Here is a 15,512-nt window from a genome sequence, read left to right as displayed (position 1 = left end):
CTGCGCAACTCCTGATGTTCCTCAGGCAACTGGAACACGTCGAACATCGGATCTCCTTGAGCCGTCATCGAGCAGGGGTCGTGGTTGAAGGATCGGGTCCTCGGGGTCGGCTCAGGCTCGCCAAGACAGCATTGGCCGCCTGCTCGCCCGAGGCGGCTGCGTCGGCGAGCGAAGGCAGATCGAGTTGATAGTCGCCGGCGAGGAAGACGGATCCGAGCGGATCACGCAAAGTCGGAAGCGAGTGTCGCTGCCCTGGCGCCCAGAAGGGCACGACCCGATGGTGCCGCCGCACCATGCCCTGGTGCAGTTTCCCTTCCAACTCGGGGAACACGATGAGCAAGTCCTTCGCGAACTGCGACACGATGTCTGCATCGGGCAGGTCGAGCAACGCATCGGCATGGGCGCCGCCGGCGAAGCAGGCCAGTGCTCCACCCGGCTTGCGATCGTCGCCACGCCGCATCGCCGCGGCGTGGTTGAAGATCGCCTGAAAGGATAGTTGGGGAGTCGAGACGCCGAAGTAGTCGTCCCAGCGTTGCCGCCCGACTTCGTCGGTGAAGAAGCCCACGATCACGTAGCGGCCGTAAGCGATGTCGTTGAGAGCGTTTCGGTGCTTTCGCGGGAGATCTCGGACCATCCGTTCGGTGATGTCGGCGGGTGTGGTCACGATCGCGCGCTTCGCCCGCAACCGCACGGGTTGGTCAGCAGCGAGATATTCGACCACGATGCCGTCGCCGTCCTGCCGTACCGAGTTCACCGTCGCGTTCAGCCGAATCCGTTCGCCGAGATCCCGGACGAGGACGTCGGTCAAAGTTTGATTGCCACCGACGGGCAGTGAGAAGTTCGGAATTTTCTCTGGGTCGGCCAGCGCGAGGCCCACCGACATGACGAATTGCAGGGCGGCCGTCTCCTCCGGTTCGCATCCCATCCACTGCGCCGACCATGACCGGACGACGGCGGTGGCCAACGCTGATCGGACGCCTTTGAGTAGGTAGGACGCTGGTTTGGCGTCGAGGTTGTCTCGCACACGTTGCGCAAGGCCGCTCTGGGACTCCAGGAATGGCATGGCCGCGAGGATGCGTGTACCGACGATGGCCATCCCGAGTCGGTCCATCATCGTCATCCGTGTGCGGAGCAGGAGGCGAAGGGGATTCGACGTATCGACGACCTCACCATTGACGTACAGTGCGACGCTCTTGTCCGCGAGCGATCCCATCTCGATGCCGTGCCGATCGAGGGCATCGATGAGTGGGCCGGTGCCTTCGGTGAACTGAGTGCCCACGTTGACCCAGTAGTCACCGTCTCGGACGGTCTCGACGCGTCCTCCCGCGCGGTCACTGGACTCGAGGACAACGACGTCGGCTCGGGGCGCCAGCGTGGTCGCGGCCATCAACCCGGCCATTCCGGCACCGACGACGACGACGTCAGTGGCCCGTTCATGCTTCGCATGCGATGTCGATGTCATTTTCCGACTCTCGGGCTCAGGCCGTTGCGTGAGTGCTGCCGCTGGCGGTTCGGGCATCTACTCGCTTGTTGTGCGCGTCGAACACTTGATAGGCGCGGTAGTACGCGAACATCTGCAGGCCCCACGTCGACAGCGCAAAGATGTAGAAGATCGTGTGCTCGGCGTCGTCACCGGGAATGTGGACGAAGTCGTAGGTCGCTGCGATGACGAAGCCGCAGGCCGTTGCGGCGGCCGACCACACGGCATGCTTGCGCTCGCCGATGTTCCACAGGCGCTTGACGAAGTAAATCAAGAACATCGTGGTGAGCACGTTGACCACGATGTAGAAGATCTTGCCGGAGGTGCCGATCTCGTTCGCGAATTGGCTGAGCAGGAAGCCCACCACTGCGGCGAGGGCGAACGCTCCGATATCCACCGCCACGGGCGGCTTGTACCGGTGGGTGACCTTCATCAATCCGAGCACCAGGATCAGCGTGATGCCGATCGACCGGGAGAAGGCGTCCAGGAAGTAGGCAAGGCCGTACATCGGGCTGTCGTGTCCCGCTTTGAGCAGGCCGTATATCAAGAAGTTCGTTCCTGAGGTTGCGACGATGATCCACTCGATGCCGAGCAGGTAGTTCTTGTGCGTTCGGATGAACTTCACTCCGTAGGTGAATCCGACGGCGATCATCCAGATGTCCGCGACCGCGAACAGCAGTTCCCTGATCGACACTTTCTCTCCTTGGATGGTGACACCAGCCGACTGGCGCCGATGGTCAGTTCGTGAGGGCTGCCAGCCGGTCTGATGCGCGGTCTGCGAGCCATCCCGCGTACAGCGCGGGACTGCTGACGAAGCCGCGCCGAAATCGCCTGCGGCCTTGCCAGATCGCCGCCAGGTCCTCGTGTAACGGCGCGCCACCGACGTGGTCGGCCAGCAGACGGCCCACGTACTGTGCCTGGGCGAACCCGTGGCCGTTGCAGGCCAGCGAGTACAGCACGTTGTCCGACGCTTCGCCCGCGACGGGCAGCCAGCTGGAGCTCATGCCGATCCAGCCGCCCCAGGCTTGCCGCGCCTTCACGTCGCGTAATCCGGGAAAGCGTTGGTGGAACCCCCGAACCAGATCGTCAGCGATGGTTCGCGCGGGCATGCGGTCGGGTAGTGGGTTGCGGCCGGTCTGCAGCCGGCGCGTGCCGAATACGATGGTGTTCCAAGGGGTGAGGCGGTAGCTCTCGAGGATCATGTGCAGTGTGACGAGGGGGGCGCGGCTGGTCCAACCGATCTCGTCGAGGCGCTCGGGTGCGATGCGTTCGGTCTCGACGAGCGACGTCCACACGGGGCTGGCGAGATGCTTGGGCGCTATCGACAGCCCGTTGCTGTCGGCGTTGGTGGTCAGCAGCGCCTTGCGTGCCTTGACCATCCCGCTCGGGGTGTCGACGGTGACTCCGTCGCCGGTGTCGGTGACGTCGCGGGCGGAGGTGAATTCGTGAACGCGCACTCCGGCGGCGATCGTCGCGGCTCGCAGTCCGAGGGCGAATTCGCCCGGGTTGAGTGTGCCGCCTACTTTCTCCCGTACCCCGCCGAGGAAGCCCTCGGGTAGCCCGGCCGCAGCGCCTTCGACGAATTCGGCTGACGATCCGGCGCGCGCCATGACTTTGGCGATGCGGCGTGCGTGCCTGAGCTGTCCGTTGGATACGGCGGCCATCACGATGCCCTCCCGTCGGTAGCCGCAGTCGATGTGGTGACCCGCGATGGCGTGCTCGGCGAAGTGCACCGCGTTCTCGGCGAACCGATACAGGTTTCGCAGCCGCTCACGCCTGAGCAGGAATCCCAGCAGCTCGGGATCTGCGGCGATCGAGTTGGTGATGTATCCGGCATTGCGGGAGGTGGCGCCGCTGCCGAGGGTTTTCGCCTCGAGCAGCACCACGTCCGCGCCGGCCTCGGCGAGGCGGAGAGCGGCCGTCATGCCGCCTCCACCGCCTCCGATCACCACCACGTCGCAGTCGACGCCGCCGGTCAGTGGCGCTTCGACCGTGGCGGGTTGCTCCGCCCAACCGGTGTCCGACATCAGCTCCATGGCAGCTCGTCCGTTGCCTGCGCGGGAATGACCGCGGTCCCGCGAGCGCGCGCCGCGATCAAGGGTGGGTTCAATACCTCAGCGCGGCCGGTGTCATCGGAGCCGCGGCAGACGACACGGAGCTCGAAATCAACAGTGCGACTGCGATTTCCCTTCTGCACCAGGGTCGCCTCGGCTTCGACGACGTCGCCGCCGCGGACCGGGGCGAGGAACTCGACGGACGAGTAGCCGGCGAACAGACCCTCATGGCCGTCCAGCTCGATCGACAGGTCCGTGCCGACATCGCCGAAGAGCTGCAAGGAGTAGGCGCCGTCGACCAGGTTGCCGGCGTAGTGCGCGTCGGAGAAAGCGACGTACCGCCGGTGGACCGCTCTGCTCATGAGATCTCCTCGTGGATCGGTCCCAGAGTGCGGGATTGCGCTTCGCCATCGATCTCGACGCCCGGGTAGCCGCGCTTGGCGATCTCGGTGCACATGCGGCGGTATTTGCCGACGCCGCCGACGTAACCCATGAAAGTGTTGGGTTTTCCCGCGACGTTGGAGCCGCGGTACCAGGAGTCGGTCGTGGCGAACAGCGTGGGGGCGACCGTGCGCTCGGTGATGTCCACCCACTCGTCCTGGGCCGCGGCGGTGGCTTCGATCACCGTGGCGCCGGCGTCGCGCGCATGTTCTAGCAGATCGGCGATCCAGTCGACGGCCTGCTCGATCGTCACCACCACGTTGCTCACCAGCGCGGGACTCAGCGGACCGCCGACCATGAAGAAGTTGGGGAAGTCCGCGGCCATGATTCCGAGGTAGGACCGGATGCCGTCGCGCCAGGCGTCCTGCAGCTTCGCGCCGGATGCACCGGTGAGGTTGAGCCCGTAGAGGGGGCCGGTGAAGGCGTCGAACCCGATGGCCAGCACCACGGCGTCCACCTCGTAGCTGGCTTTGGAGGTGATGATCGCGTCGTCGGTCATCGTCTCGATCGGCTCGTCACGCAGTGACACCAATGACACGTTCGGCCGGTTGTATGTCTCGTAGTAGTCGGTGCCGAAGACGCTGCGCTTGGCGCCCAGCGGGTGGTACTTCGGCACCAGCAGCTCGGCGGTGGCTGGGTCTTCGACGATCTGGCGAATCTTGTCGTGGATGAACTCGGACGCGGTCCGGTTTGCCTCGGGGTCGATTAGCAGGTCGGCGAATTCGGCGCCGACACCCTGGAACCCGCTGCGCTCGTACGCCTGCTCGTACCGCCGTCTGCGTTCCTCATCCGAGACGTCGAACGCATTGTCGGTGACGGGGCGATCGGGGATGCCTCCAGGTGAGTGCCTGCACTCCTCACGGATCGCCACATAATCGTCCTTGACGGCGTCGACCTGCTTCGGTGAGAGTTCGGCGTTGCGAGCAGGCATGACGTAGTTCGGGGTGCGCTGGAAGACCGTGAGGTGGTCGGCGACCTCGGCGATCAGCGGGATGGCCTGTACGCCGGACGATCCGGTCCCGATCACGGCGACGCGCTTGCCCGCGAGGTCGCCGAGCGAGGTGTTCCACCGGCTGGTCGACACCTGGAGGCCGGCGAAATTCTGCAGGCCCGGCACATCGAAGTCCTTGGGGGTGGACAGACCGCCGGCGCCCGAGATCAGATAGCGGCTGCGCCGGCTGGCGCCGTTGTCCAGTTGCACCTCCCACAGCCGGTCGGTGGCGTTCCACGTCGCGGCGACCACACGGGTGTTGAAGGTGAAATGCCTGCGCAGGTCGAAGCGGTCGGCGACGTGTTCGATGTAGCGCAGAATCTCGGCTTGCGGCGCGAACCGCTGACTCCATGTCCATTCCTGCTGAAGCGTCTCGTCGAACGAGTAGGAGTAGTAGATGCTTTCGACGTCGCAGCGTGCGCCCGGGTAGGTGTTCCAGAACCAGGTGCCGCCGACGTTTGGCCCGGCTTCGAATCCGGCGAAGGACCAGCCGGAGCTGGTGAGCCGGTGGCACAGGTAGAGGCCGGTGAAGCCGGCTCCGACGCCGATGACGTCGACGACTCCGGAATGTGAAGTGGAGGTGGAATGCATGGCGTTCGCCGCTTTCGTTGAGAGACGGTTTACAGGGGAAGGTCGGGTGAGTCGACGCCGACGACGCGATCGCCGCAGAACACCCGTACGCACTCGCCTGGGGCGTGCCCGCCGATTCCCGCGGCGCCCCAGAAGCTCTGTGCCGATCCATCGGCCAAATCCGCGATGTTGGCGCCGTTGACGCGTACCTCACCCGAGTGCAGCCGCGATCCGACGGTGATCGCGCGATCGGTGTCTCGGCTGAAGACGTACGCGTCGAGACCTGACGGGTTGGCGTTGGCGGTTCGCAGGGCGTCCTCGTCGGATTCCACCGCGTGCAGGCTGATGAGCGGTCCGAACAGCTCGGCTGTGGCCATCGAGGCGTCGATTCCCGTCGCGACTGTGGGTGAGAGGAAGAAACCCTGCATGTCGGGGAGTTTCGCGCGTTGGTGGATGGTGGCACCGCTCGCGCGAAGCCCGTCGATGCGGCTCTGCAGCGTGGCGAAATGAGGGGCATTCGAGATGGGGCCGAGTTCGGTCTTCTCGTCGAGCGAATGCCCGACTTCGATCTGGGAGATGCGGTCGAGCAGCGCATCTAGCAGCGGTCCCAGCAAGGCTTTATGTGCCAGTACCTTTCCGGGTCCCTCGCACCATTGACCGTTGAGCTTGGTCATCCCGTCGAGGATTCCGTCGGCGGCCACGTCGATGTCGGCGTCGTCCAGGACGAGGGCGGGGTTGTTGCCGCCGAGTTCCAGCTGGAGCACCTTGAAGTCCTCGGCGGCTGCTCGGGCGATCGCTCGCCCCGCGGTCGGGCCGCCGGTGAAGGAGACGATCTTCACCCGGGGGTCACCGGTGAGCGCGGCTCCCACGTCGCCCGCGCCGTGGACGAGCTGCAGGGCACCGTCAGGCAATCCTGCTTCGACGAAGCTGTCGACGATTATCTGGGCGCTGCTCGGCGCGTGTTCGGACGGTTTGAGAATGACGGGGCACCCGGCGGCGAGTGCGCTCACCAACTTCGCGGCGGGGATGAAACTCGGTCCGTTCCAGGGGGTGAGGATGGCCGCCGGCCCCCACGGAACCTTGTACAGCCGCACATCGCGGCCGCCGGCACGCAGCGCAGTGCAGCGCGGGATGCTGCGCAGGTCAGCTGCTGTGGAGCGGATGCGATGCGGCAGGAACTGCGCGATCATCCGGGCCTTCGCGATCGGGACACCACTGGTGAGGGCATCGGTGCGGGCGATGTCTTCGATCCGGTTGTCGATGATGTCGGCGGCGCGGTCGATGACAAGGGCGCGTTCTTCGCTCGCGGCGTCGTCCCAGCGGTCGAAGCCGTAGGACCGCTCAGCATGGCGCAGCGCGCGCTCCACGTCGGCCGGACAGGTGGTGATTGAGCGGTGTATGGGCCTGCCGGTGTTCGGGTCGAGGTTCCAGGTGTCAGGGACCGTCGCGCATTCGCACCACTGGCCGGCGATGTAGTTGATCGGCTGCGCAATCGGCAGATTCGGCATGTGCGTTTCCTTCCTGCCCGGGAAAGACGGGTGTGATCGGATCAGACGGTGAGGTCGGCGACGATGCGGGTGACCCCGCCGGACTTCATCGCCTCGAAGCCCTTTTCGATGTCGTGGAACGGGATGATGTCGGTGATCATCTCGTCGAGCAGGAGGCGTCCCTGCAGGTACAGGCGGGCGAATTGCGTGATGTCCTCGCGTGCTTGGCCCGAACCCATGTACGAGCCGATGAGACGCTTCTCCCCGAAGAAGAAGTCCGATGCCGGCAGGGTCAGGTCGGTGCCGTCGGGCGCGATCCCGACCAGGCATGCGGTGCCCGTGGCGCGCAGGACGGATAGCGCGGTGGCAGCCGTGCGTGCCGATCCCACGGCCTCGAACGCGTAGTCCACGCCGTCGCCGAGAAGCTCGGCGATTTCGGTCGCGACATCGGCCGCGCCGTTCACGGCGTGGGTGGCACCGTACGTGCGTGCCGCCGCGAGTCGGGTGTCATCGAGGTCCACCGCAACGATTGCCGAGGCACCAGCGAGTCGCGCACCTTGGATGATGGCCGAACCGACACCGCCGCAACCGATCACGGCAACAGAGGCGCCCGGGCGCACCCGGGCGCCGCGAAAGACCGCCCCGACCCCGGTGACGATGCAGCACGAGAGCAGGCATCCCACCTCGAGACTCACCTCGGCGGGCATCTTCACCAGCGAGTTCTCCCGCATGAGAGTGTGGCGGGAGAACGCCCCGACGTCGCCGAGGCGCTCGACGACCTGGCCCCCGGGCATTTCGAAAGCGGGCCGTGGCCGCTGCCTGATCCGGGCTACCCGCTGACATTGGGTCGAATGGCCGCCCTGGCAGTTGCGGCACAGTCCGCACGAGGGCGTGAGGGCGCCGACGACGCGGTCACCCGGAGCCAACGAGGTGACCGCGGAGCCGACGGACTCCACAACGCCCGCGATCTCGTGCCCGACCACCACGGGCAGGTCGGCTTGCACGGTGCCGGTCATGTAGTGCAGGTCGCTGTGGCACAGACCCACATGGGAGACCGTGATGCGAACTTCGTCCGGTTCGGGGTCGTCGACCTGGATTTCGGTGAATTCTAGTGGTTCGTTCACCGCGGTGAGCAGCGCAGCTTCGGTGGTGATCATCTTCGTCTCCGATCTGGATTGCCTTGTGCGTACGGCGAAGGCGCCGGGTCCTTTGAAGTCCAGAAGTCCGAGATGCCTTCGCTGAAGGCGCCGGAGGCCCATGACTGGCGGGCGGCGTCGTCTTCGCGAGCGAAAGCGGCCTCGATGTCTTCGAGCCGCGGCCGCAGCAGCCTCAGGTGCAGTGCGGTGATTCGGGCATCGCAGTTCCAGTCCCGTGCCACCGCGACTGCGCGGTGCACCAGCGTTTCCGGGGTGGTGATCTCGTCGAGCAGTCCGATCCGCATTGCCTCGTCCGCGTCGATGCGAATCGAGCCCATGATGATTCGCATCGCGTGGTTACGCACGAGACGGGTCATCAGGAGGCTCGAGGCGTTGGAGATGATGATCCCGCGGTGGTTCTCCGGCTGGAAGTACTGGGTTGCCGGGCAGCCGATCCTGCTGTCGCAGGCGAGTGTGACCTCCGAGGCGCCACCGACGGCGATACCGTTCACGGCGGCGATGACGGGGATCGCCGTCTCGAGGATCGCGCGGGTGATGTCGTTGAAGGTCGTGACGGCCGACCGGAGTTCGTCGTAGGTGGTCGGTAGCGTCTGCAGATCCTCTCCGGCGGAAAAGGCTCTTCCGGTGCCCGTGAGCACGATTCCGCGGACGAGTTCACCCGTGCCGAATCGGCGGATGTTCTCGGCGAGCAACACTCGGGTGGTCACGTCCAGCGCATTCAACTTCGCTGGGCGGTTGAGCCTGATCACCGCGACGTCATCGCGGATGCTCACATCCAGATGGTTGTCAGTCATGGACGGCTCCCGGAGATGTCCCGGCGTGGCGGCTTCAGGTCGTAGGTGGTGCCGGGCTGCTCGGCGGAGCGTGCCTTCAGCGCCGGCTTGGAGATCCGCTCGGACGCGGTCCGCGGAAAGTCCGGGACGAACTCGATGAAGCGCGGGATCTTGAAGCCCGCGAGCTTGTCTCGGAGGTCATGCACGATTCGCTGCGCAGGCGTGGCGCTGCGCTCGATCCCGGGGGCCAGTTGTACGTAGGCTTTGACCTCCTCGCCGAACAGCTCGTCTGGCACGCCGATGACCGCGGCCGCGACGACGCTGTCATCGCTTTCCAGTGCGCGTTCGACCTCGGCGCCGGCGATACTCTCCCCACCGCGGCGGATCATGTCCTTGATCCGCCCCACCAGGCGGTAGCTGCCCGCGTCCCGGACGGCGAGGTCGCCGGTGTGCAGCCAACCGTCGCGCAGCACTTGCGCTGTCGTTTCAGGCTGATTCCAGTAGCCCAGCATCATCGGCGTGCCCGAGGTGATCAGTTCGCCGGGTTCGCCATTGGCGACGTCATGGCCCTGCGGGTCGACGACCCGGACCCGTTTGGTGGGTACCGGCTGCCCCAGTCGACCGCTGCCGACGTCCGCGACGCTCTCGGGCAGGCTGATCAGGTCGACCCCGCTTTCAGTCATCCCGTACACCTCCCGCCACGGCGCCCCCCACCGCTGTTCGAGCTGTGCGTGCAGGTCGGCGGGGATGGCCGAGCAGAGCACCATGCGCAGGCTGTTGTCGCGATCCCGCGGAGTGGGTGGCTGCTTGAACAGCAGGGTCGGCATGGAGCCGAGCACATAGCAGAAGGTGGCTCGATTACTGCGGACATCGGCCATGAAGCCCGAGGCGGAGAACCGCGGAAGCACCACCAGCGGCGCACCGATCGTGAGACACAGCGCGGTGTTCCATTGCGGGTCCATGTAGGAGAACGGCTGGGAGGTGAGGGCGACGTCGTCGGGTCCGAGCCGCGTCGCATTCGCACAGACCCAGGCCACTCGAATCCAGTAGTCGTGGGTCAACATGCATGCTTTCGGGAATCCCGTTGTCCCTGAGGTGTACTGGAGGTTCGCCAGGGTTTGACCGGTGATGGCGCACGCTGGCGAGGTCGCCGGGAAACGTGTGAGCTCGCCGGGATGGGCGGCGTCGACGATCCGGATGTCGGCGAGGGCAGTGTTCTCTGCGCGAACGTCTTCGACGAGGCGGGTATGTGCGGTGTCTGTGATCATCACGCGCGCGCCGGAATCGGCCAGCACGAATGCCAGATCGGACCGCTGGTAGGACGAGTTCACCGGGACCACGACGCCGCCGGCCTTGAGGATCGCCAACCAGGAGACCGGCCACTGCACGACGTTGGGCAGCATGATAGCGACGCGGTCACCGGCGTGGACACCGTCCTCGGCGACAAGCCGCTGCGCCAGACGCGAGGTCCAACAGTCGATCTCGCCGAACGTCCACGCTCGACCCGCGAATCGGAGGAACTCGCGGTCGGGCATGCGGACGGCCCGGTCCTGGAGAAGTCCGACGAGGGTTTCAAAGGGTGGGTCCATGGCCATCCGGTCATGGGCAGTCGCACCTTCCAAGTCGACCGATTCCAGGTGGGTCATGAGGTCCCCTCGAAGTGTTCTCACATGTCGGTCGCGGGGTACCGCCGGCCGCAATTTGCTTCGGAGCGGAGTGGCTGGTGCGCGGGCCCTGCGAGCGCTGTAACCGACGATATCCAAAGTTGGTCAGATGATCAAGCCATTTGATTAACTAGTGCTGAGTTTCGATGCTCGGACTTGCCGAGCACGGGTAAAAGCGCAGATGGTAGGCTCGTGGTTGACTTGGTCGATTGTGCAGGAAGTATGGAGAGGGGACACTCATGGCTCGACTTCCCGCCGCCCAGCGTCGTGCCGACCTGGTGACTGCGGCCGTGCGCATGATCGCCGCTCATGGAGTTGACGGCGCAACCACGCGTCGCATCGCGGAGGAAGCGAATGCACCGCTTGCCACGCTGCACTATTGCTTCGCCACCAAAGAGGCGCTGTTCGCCGCCGTCTTCGAATACGTAGCCGGCCAATACCGAGACGTCCTGGCGGGCAACGATGTCCATGCTGACGTGGAAACATGCGCACGCGCTCTGTTGCGTGCCGTTATGGAGTGGTACCTGGCGAACCTGGACCTCGGTGCAGCGATCGTGGAACTGATCAGCTGGGCAAGACGTCAGGAGGACAAGCAGGCCGAGATGGTCTACACCGAAGCGTTCGTGACCATGCGGTCGATTTTCGAATCCGCCGCCGCCCGATCGGGCCAGCCCATCGACCCTGACATTGTCGAGGCGTTGACCTATATGGTGTCGACGTTGTCCGACGGCTTCGCCCTCAACTGGCTGGTGTTCACCGACCGCGCCGCTGCTCGCCGGCAGATGGAGCTCGCTGTGAGCGCGCTCGACGCCTGGATGGCCGCTCATCTCGGCTCCGAGTCCTCGACGCGTACGCCCGCGGCCTCCAACCCGTCGTCGGCAGGAGACCTGCGGTCGCTGGTGTCCTGGGTGAGCGTCGTCTGACGCCCAGCCTCTCGGTCAGATCCGTTTATGGGCTTCGGTGACGACCCAGCTGAGCGCCGGATCGTCGTGCTCCATCCACTCGGGGTGCCACTGCACGCCGAGCACCGGCGAACCGGGCAACTCGACGGCTTCGACGACGCCGTCGGCGGTGCGTCCCGTGATGACGAGGCCGGTGCCGCAGCGGTCGACCGCCTGGTGGTGCCATGAGTTGGTCACCGCGCTGGCGCCGAAGATCTGTTCTGCGATCGACCCGGGCTCGAACGTCACCTTGTGATCGTCGGCACCGTCGGTGAGCGGAGGGGAAGCCGAGAGGTGCTCGACAGAACCGGGCGACAGATGCGGTATCAACGTGCCGCCCAGCGCGATGTTGAGGATCTGTAGCCCCCGGCACACTCCGAGGACCGGGATGCGCCGGTCGAGCGCGGCGCGTACGAGCGCGAGTTCGAACTGGTCGCGTTCGGCATCGTGGACCATCGGATCGCTGCGCGGATCCACGTTGCGGACCACCGACGGGTCGCCACCCCAGCACGCGGGGTGAACATCCTGACCCCCCGTGATCACCATCCCGGACATCCAGTGGCACAGTGCCTCGGGATCGGCATCGTAGGGCAGGTTCACCGGAACCCCACCGGCTCTGGCGATTCGCTCTGCGAAGTCGCTCATGAAGGTGTCGGCGAGAAGGTGGCCGTAACGACTGTCGAGCCCCTCGACCAGCCCGAGGCGCACCCGCCGGCCGGTGATGCCGATCATCGGCCGGACCGCGCCCGGACGAACGGTGCCCGCCGTCACGGGAACTCGAAGTAGCGGGCCGATTCCCACTCGGACAGCTCGGCGAACGGATCACCGCCGGTGGTATGGAACTGCATCCATTCCCACCGCCGCGTACCGACCCAGTAGTCGACGAACTCGTCGCCGAGGTGCTCGCGCAGGATCAGGTCGTCGGCGAGCGCCGCGGCGGCCTTGGTGATGGTGTCAGGCAGCCGCTCCAGATCGGGCACGCACCAAGCCAAGTCGCTGACGGCCTCAGGCGGCTCCAGCTCGCCGTCGAGGCCGGCAATCACGCCTGCCAGGATGACCGCCACCGCGAGGTACAGGTTCGCGTCGGCGCCGGGAAGGCGGTACTCGAGGCGGGAGTATGCCGGGTGTCCACACACTGCACGCACCGCGGTGCTCTTGTTGGCGATACCCCACGAGACAGTCGTCGGAGGGCCGCTCATGTCGACCAGGCGCCGATACGAGGTGATCTGCGGCAGCATGACCGATGTTGCCCCGCGGATTGTCGCGAGGAGCCCGCCGACCGCATGTCGCATCGTCGTTGACGGGCCGTCGGGGGCGTAGAACATGTTGGCGCCGTCCCGCTTCAAGGACAGGTTGAGGTGGGAGGCCTGGCCGTAACCAGCGGTCGGCTTGGCCATGAAGGTCACGGTGTGACCGCGGTCGAATGCCACTTCACGCATCACCTGTCGCGCGCGAGCCCAGTTGTCGCAGACTGAGATGGGACTACCAGGAACAAGATTGAGTTCCACTTGACCCGCGGCGTCCTCGTCGCTCCACGCTTCCCATTCGATCCCGATCTCGTCGAGGCGCCGGGCTACCGCCGACATGTAGTCGACCCAGTCCTTCGACTTCGCGAGGTGGTAGGCGGTTCCGGCCGAACCGCCGAGTGGGGTGAGGTCGCGATACGCCTTGGCGCGGGCCTCCTGAATGGATTCTTCGAACACCGTGGCCTCGATCTCGACGGCAATGGTGGCGGTGAACCCGCGCGTCGTGAGTCGCTCGACGAGCCTTCGGGTCAGGTTGCGGGGACATGTTCCCACCGGGGAGCCGTCGGCCTGCCAGTAGTCACCGATCACCGAGTGCAGACCAGGTTCCCACTGGACGAGCGTGGACATGTCGGGCCGGAACGTCAGGTCGGACACGTGTCCGCGCCAGTCGGGGAAGGAGAACCCGAATGTCGGGGCGTTGCCGAGGTCGAGCCCGAAGAGCAGATCGGCCATCGCGAAACCCGAGGCCGCGCCGGCACAGAACTTCTTCGGTGCCAGATTCTTCCCGAGGAAGCAGCCCTCGTGATTGGTGGCCTCGAGTCGGACGCTGTGCACATCGGCATCGAGATCGATTGTCGACACGTCGAGTTCAGACATTGAAGCGTACCTTCCATGATGCGGCCACCAGGACCGACAACTGAGTCAGCGTCCCGCGCACACCGACCAGACCGGTCGACAGCGCAGCCAACAGGTCATCGGCTCCCGAGAAGATGCCGGCCAGCAGCTCCGGCGGGCCGGCCACGACATAGTGCGTCCCGCCCTCGCCGACAACGTGCTGGGTCAGCCCGTCCGGACCGTCGGCGACGGCGACGAGCACGTCAGGGATGCCTGGAATGGCTCTGGCAGCCGCCCAGAACGTCTCGGCGGCAACCCGCCAGTCGGGCAGCGGCGGCGACAGCAGGTCCAGCGCCATATCAGCGAGGTCGCCCGCCCCGACGGGCTCCTCGACCACGGCGAACCGCCGGTTGAGATCGACCGTGAGGCTGGCGTCGGGTTCCGCGAACACACCGCTGGACACCGTGACGCCGCACTCGGAGGTGGTGATCGTCGCGGCTTGAGGGGTGTCATGCGAGCGGATGGCGACGGTGCCTCTGACGGCCGGAGCAGCGACGTCCGTCCTATGGTCACGAACGGAATCAGCAATGGTCCGACCGATCAGCCGGACAATCGGACTCGCGTCGTCCTCGATGCGGATGTCGAGCCCACCGTCCACGTCAGGCCCGCGTGTCACTGGATCGATTGTCGTTTCGGTCATTTCACCGTCCCTTGATGCGACGACACCGCGCCTGCGCTACACCGTCAGTACTGGACCTGCCGCCGCGCATTCTGGTCATTCGTCTTGGTCATATGACTAACATGGTGGGCCATGGATCGCTGGATGTCAACGACGCGGAGGGCACTCATGGATAGCGACGCACCCGCATGGTGGAACCTGCTCGATGACAGGGCCGCAGCGGTGGCCCGTGTGATCGCCCAGGTCCTGCCTGAGCCCGTCCGCGAGCTCGGGCCGGAGCGGGCCCGAGTGCTGTTGAACACGGCGGCATCCGCTGAACCACTCATCCATCTCGACCGTGTCGATCAACTGACCGTGCCGACCCGAAGCGGTGCGATCGCGGCTCGCCTCTACCGACCGAACACCGCCGTGCCGCCTAGTGGCAGCCCTGCCCTCGTGTACATGCACGGCGGAGGTTTCGTGCTGGGAACCCTGGACGGGGCCGACGAATTGTGCCGCGCGATCGCCGCTGGTTCCGATTGGATCGTCGTCTCCCTGGACTACCGCCTCGCACCCGAAACCCCCTATCCCGCAGCGCTCGACGACTGCATCGACGGCTACGCGTGGCTGCTCCGGTCGGCCTCGGCGCTCGGCATCGACCCGGACCGGATCGCGATCGGAGGCGACTCCGCCGGCGGCAACCTCGCCGCCGCCGTCTGCCTGCACCGTCGAGACGAAGGCACCGTCCTGCCCGTGACGCAGGTGCTCGCCTATCCCGCCGTGGACGCGACGTTCGACAGGCCTTCTTGGTCGGAGTTCGCCGACGCACTGCCACTGAGCGCCGCGGACGCGCGCTGGCTGTGGCACCAGTACGTCGGGCCGGGTCACCGGTCCGATGACCACCTCGCCGCACCGATGCGTGCCGGCACGCTAGGCGGGTCGCCACCCGCTCTGATCATCACCGCGGAGGTCGACCCGATCCGCGACGACGCCGAGGCGTACGCAACTCGTCTTCGAAGCGACGGCGTCCCGGTCTCCTTGACGAGGCACACCGGTGTCTTGCACGGCTTCCTCACCGAGGTCGGCACGTTCGAACAGGCGAGACGAGCGGTTGACGAGATCTGCGAGCAGCTGCGCGCGATCACGCAAGCCGGCGAATGCCCCGGAGCTACTTCAGCAGTGCGCGTGACATCACGACGCGCTGGATCTGGTTGG

General features: G+C 65.9%; 14 protein-coding genes. 2 read left to right on the top strand and 12 right to left on the bottom strand.

The window, feature by feature from the left end:
* Nucleotides 1-64: 64 nt before the first annotated feature.
* Genes Q2100_RS23020 through Q2100_RS22980 form a run of 9 tightly spaced genes read right to left on the bottom strand, consistent with a single transcriptional unit; the run spans nt 65 to nt 10,599 of the window.
* Nucleotides 65-1,462 carry a flavin monoamine oxidase family protein gene (locus Q2100_RS23020; RefSeq protein ID WP_302915926.1) on the bottom strand — a complete coding sequence of 466 codons (1,398 nt, stop codon included), beginning with the start codon at nt 1,460-1,462 and terminating at the stop codon, nt 65-67.
* Between the two features lie 16 nt (nt 1,463-1,478).
* Nucleotides 1,479-2,174 carry a transporter gene (locus Q2100_RS23015; protein ID WP_302915925.1) on the bottom strand — a complete coding sequence of 232 codons (696 nt, stop codon included), beginning with the start codon at nt 2,172-2,174 and terminating at the stop codon, nt 1,479-1,481.
* A 43-nt stretch (nt 2,175-2,217) separates the two neighbouring features.
* Nucleotides 2,218-3,516, bottom strand: coding sequence for an NAD(P)/FAD-dependent oxidoreductase (locus Q2100_RS23010; protein WP_302915924.1), 1,299 nt, complete (start codon nt 3,514-3,516; stop codon nt 2,218-2,220).
* Nucleotides 3,507-3,896, bottom strand: coding sequence for a hotdog domain-containing protein (locus Q2100_RS23005; RefSeq protein WP_302915923.1), 390 nt, complete (start codon nt 3,894-3,896; stop codon nt 3,507-3,509). The genes Q2100_RS23010 and Q2100_RS23005 overlap by 10 nt, the downstream gene beginning before the upstream one ends.
* A complete protein-coding gene (locus Q2100_RS23000; protein WP_302915922.1) occupies nt 3,893-5,557 on the bottom strand; it encodes a flavin-containing monooxygenase in 1,665 nt (554 codons plus the stop codon). The genes Q2100_RS23005 and Q2100_RS23000 overlap by 4 nt, the downstream gene beginning before the upstream one ends.
* Nucleotides 5,558-5,586: 29 nt before the next feature.
* Entirely contained in the window at nt 5,587-7,044 is a 1,458-nt protein-coding gene (locus Q2100_RS22995) for an aldehyde dehydrogenase family protein (RefSeq protein ID WP_302915921.1), read from the bottom strand.
* Between the two features lie 41 nt (nt 7,045-7,085).
* Nucleotides 7,086-8,180, bottom strand: a complete 1,095-nt coding sequence (locus Q2100_RS22990) for a Zn-dependent alcohol dehydrogenase (RefSeq protein WP_302915920.1) — start codon at nt 8,178-8,180, stop codon at nt 7,086-7,088.
* A complete protein-coding gene (locus Q2100_RS22985) occupies nt 8,177-8,974 on the bottom strand; it encodes an enoyl-CoA hydratase/isomerase family protein (protein WP_302915919.1) in 798 nt (265 codons plus the stop codon). The genes Q2100_RS22990 and Q2100_RS22985 overlap by 4 nt, the downstream gene beginning before the upstream one ends.
* Nucleotides 8,971-10,599 (bottom strand): class I adenylate-forming enzyme family protein, encoded by a 1,629-nt coding sequence (locus tag Q2100_RS22980; RefSeq protein ID WP_302915918.1) that lies wholly within the window; start codon nt 10,597-10,599, stop codon nt 8,971-8,973. Before Q2100_RS22980 ends, Q2100_RS22985 begins: the two co-directional genes overlap by 4 nt.
* 257 nt (nt 10,600-10,856) lie before the next feature.
* On the opposite strand from Q2100_RS22980, the gene Q2100_RS22975 reads away from it, so the two are divergent.
* Nucleotides 10,857-11,540, top strand: coding sequence for a TetR/AcrR family transcriptional regulator (locus tag Q2100_RS22975; RefSeq protein WP_302915917.1), 684 nt, complete (start codon nt 10,857-10,859; stop codon nt 11,538-11,540).
* A 15-nt stretch (nt 11,541-11,555) separates the two neighbouring features.
* Here the strand turns inward: Q2100_RS22975 and Q2100_RS22970 are convergent, their stop codons facing one another.
* The 3 genes from Q2100_RS22970 to Q2100_RS22960 are packed head-to-tail and all read right to left on the bottom strand — an operon-like array spanning nt 11,556 to nt 14,297.
* Nucleotides 11,556-12,290, bottom strand: a complete 735-nt coding sequence (locus Q2100_RS22970) for a gamma-glutamyl-gamma-aminobutyrate hydrolase family protein (RefSeq protein ID WP_407667677.1) — start codon at nt 12,288-12,290, stop codon at nt 11,556-11,558.
* A gap of 35 nt (nt 12,291-12,325) precedes the next feature.
* A complete protein-coding gene (locus Q2100_RS22965) occupies nt 12,326-13,681 on the bottom strand; it encodes a glutamine synthetase family protein (RefSeq protein ID WP_302915915.1) in 1,356 nt (451 codons plus the stop codon).
* Nucleotides 13,674-14,297, bottom strand: coding sequence for a hypothetical protein (locus Q2100_RS22960; RefSeq protein WP_302915914.1), 624 nt, complete (start codon nt 14,295-14,297; stop codon nt 13,674-13,676). Before Q2100_RS22960 ends, Q2100_RS22965 begins: the two co-directional genes overlap by 8 nt.
* Nucleotides 14,298-14,486: 189 nt before the next feature.
* Here Q2100_RS22960 and Q2100_RS22955 point away from each other — a divergent pair.
* A partial coding sequence (locus Q2100_RS22955; protein WP_302915913.1) for an alpha/beta hydrolase occupies nt 14,487-15,512 on the top strand: 1,026 nt, incomplete at its 3' end.

Origin of the sequence: Mycolicibacterium arseniciresistens (assembly GCF_030519285.1) — a bacterium.
GTDB classification, from domain to species: domain Bacteria; phylum Actinomycetota; class Actinomycetes; order Mycobacteriales; family Mycobacteriaceae; genus Mycobacterium; species Mycobacterium arseniciresistens.
Note: the sequence above shows the minus strand (reverse complement) of the source record. Positions and strands in the feature narration are given on the sequence as shown.

Coding starts and splice junctions, on each gene's coding strand:
- Q2100_RS23020 (WP_302915926.1), bottom strand. CDS start 1,462: ATGACATCGACATCGCATGCGAAGCATGAACGGGCCACTGACGTCGTC.
- Q2100_RS23010 (WP_302915924.1), bottom strand. CDS start 3,516: ATGGAGCTGATGTCGGACACCGGTTGGGCGGAGCAACCCGCCACGGTC.
- Q2100_RS23005 (WP_302915923.1), bottom strand. CDS start 3,896: ATGAGCAGAGCGGTCCACCGGCGGTACGTCGCTTTCTCCGACGCGCAC.
- Q2100_RS23000 (WP_302915922.1), bottom strand. CDS start 5,557: ATGCATTCCACCTCCACTTCACATTCCGGAGTCGTCGACGTCATCGGC.
- Q2100_RS22995 (WP_302915921.1), bottom strand. CDS start 7,044: ATGCCGAATCTGCCGATTGCGCAGCCGATCAACTACATCGCCGGCCAG.
- Q2100_RS22990 (WP_302915920.1), bottom strand. CDS start 8,180: ATGATCACCACCGAAGCTGCGCTGCTCACCGCGGTGAACGAACCACTA.
- Q2100_RS22985 (WP_302915919.1), bottom strand. CDS start 8,974: ATGACTGACAACCATCTGGATGTGAGCATCCGCGATGACGTCGCGGTG.
- Q2100_RS22980 (WP_302915918.1), bottom strand. CDS start 10,599: ATGACCCACCTGGAATCGGTCGACTTGGAAGGTGCGACTGCCCATGAC.
- Q2100_RS22975 (WP_302915917.1), top strand. CDS start 10,857: ATGGCTCGACTTCCCGCCGCCCAGCGTCGTGCCGACCTGGTGACTGCG.
- Q2100_RS22970 (WP_407667677.1), bottom strand. CDS start 12,290: ATGATCGGCATCACCGGCCGGCGGGTGCGCCTCGGGCTGGTCGAGGGG.
- Q2100_RS22965 (WP_302915915.1), bottom strand. CDS start 13,681: ATGTCTGAACTCGACGTGTCGACAATCGATCTCGATGCCGATGTGCAC.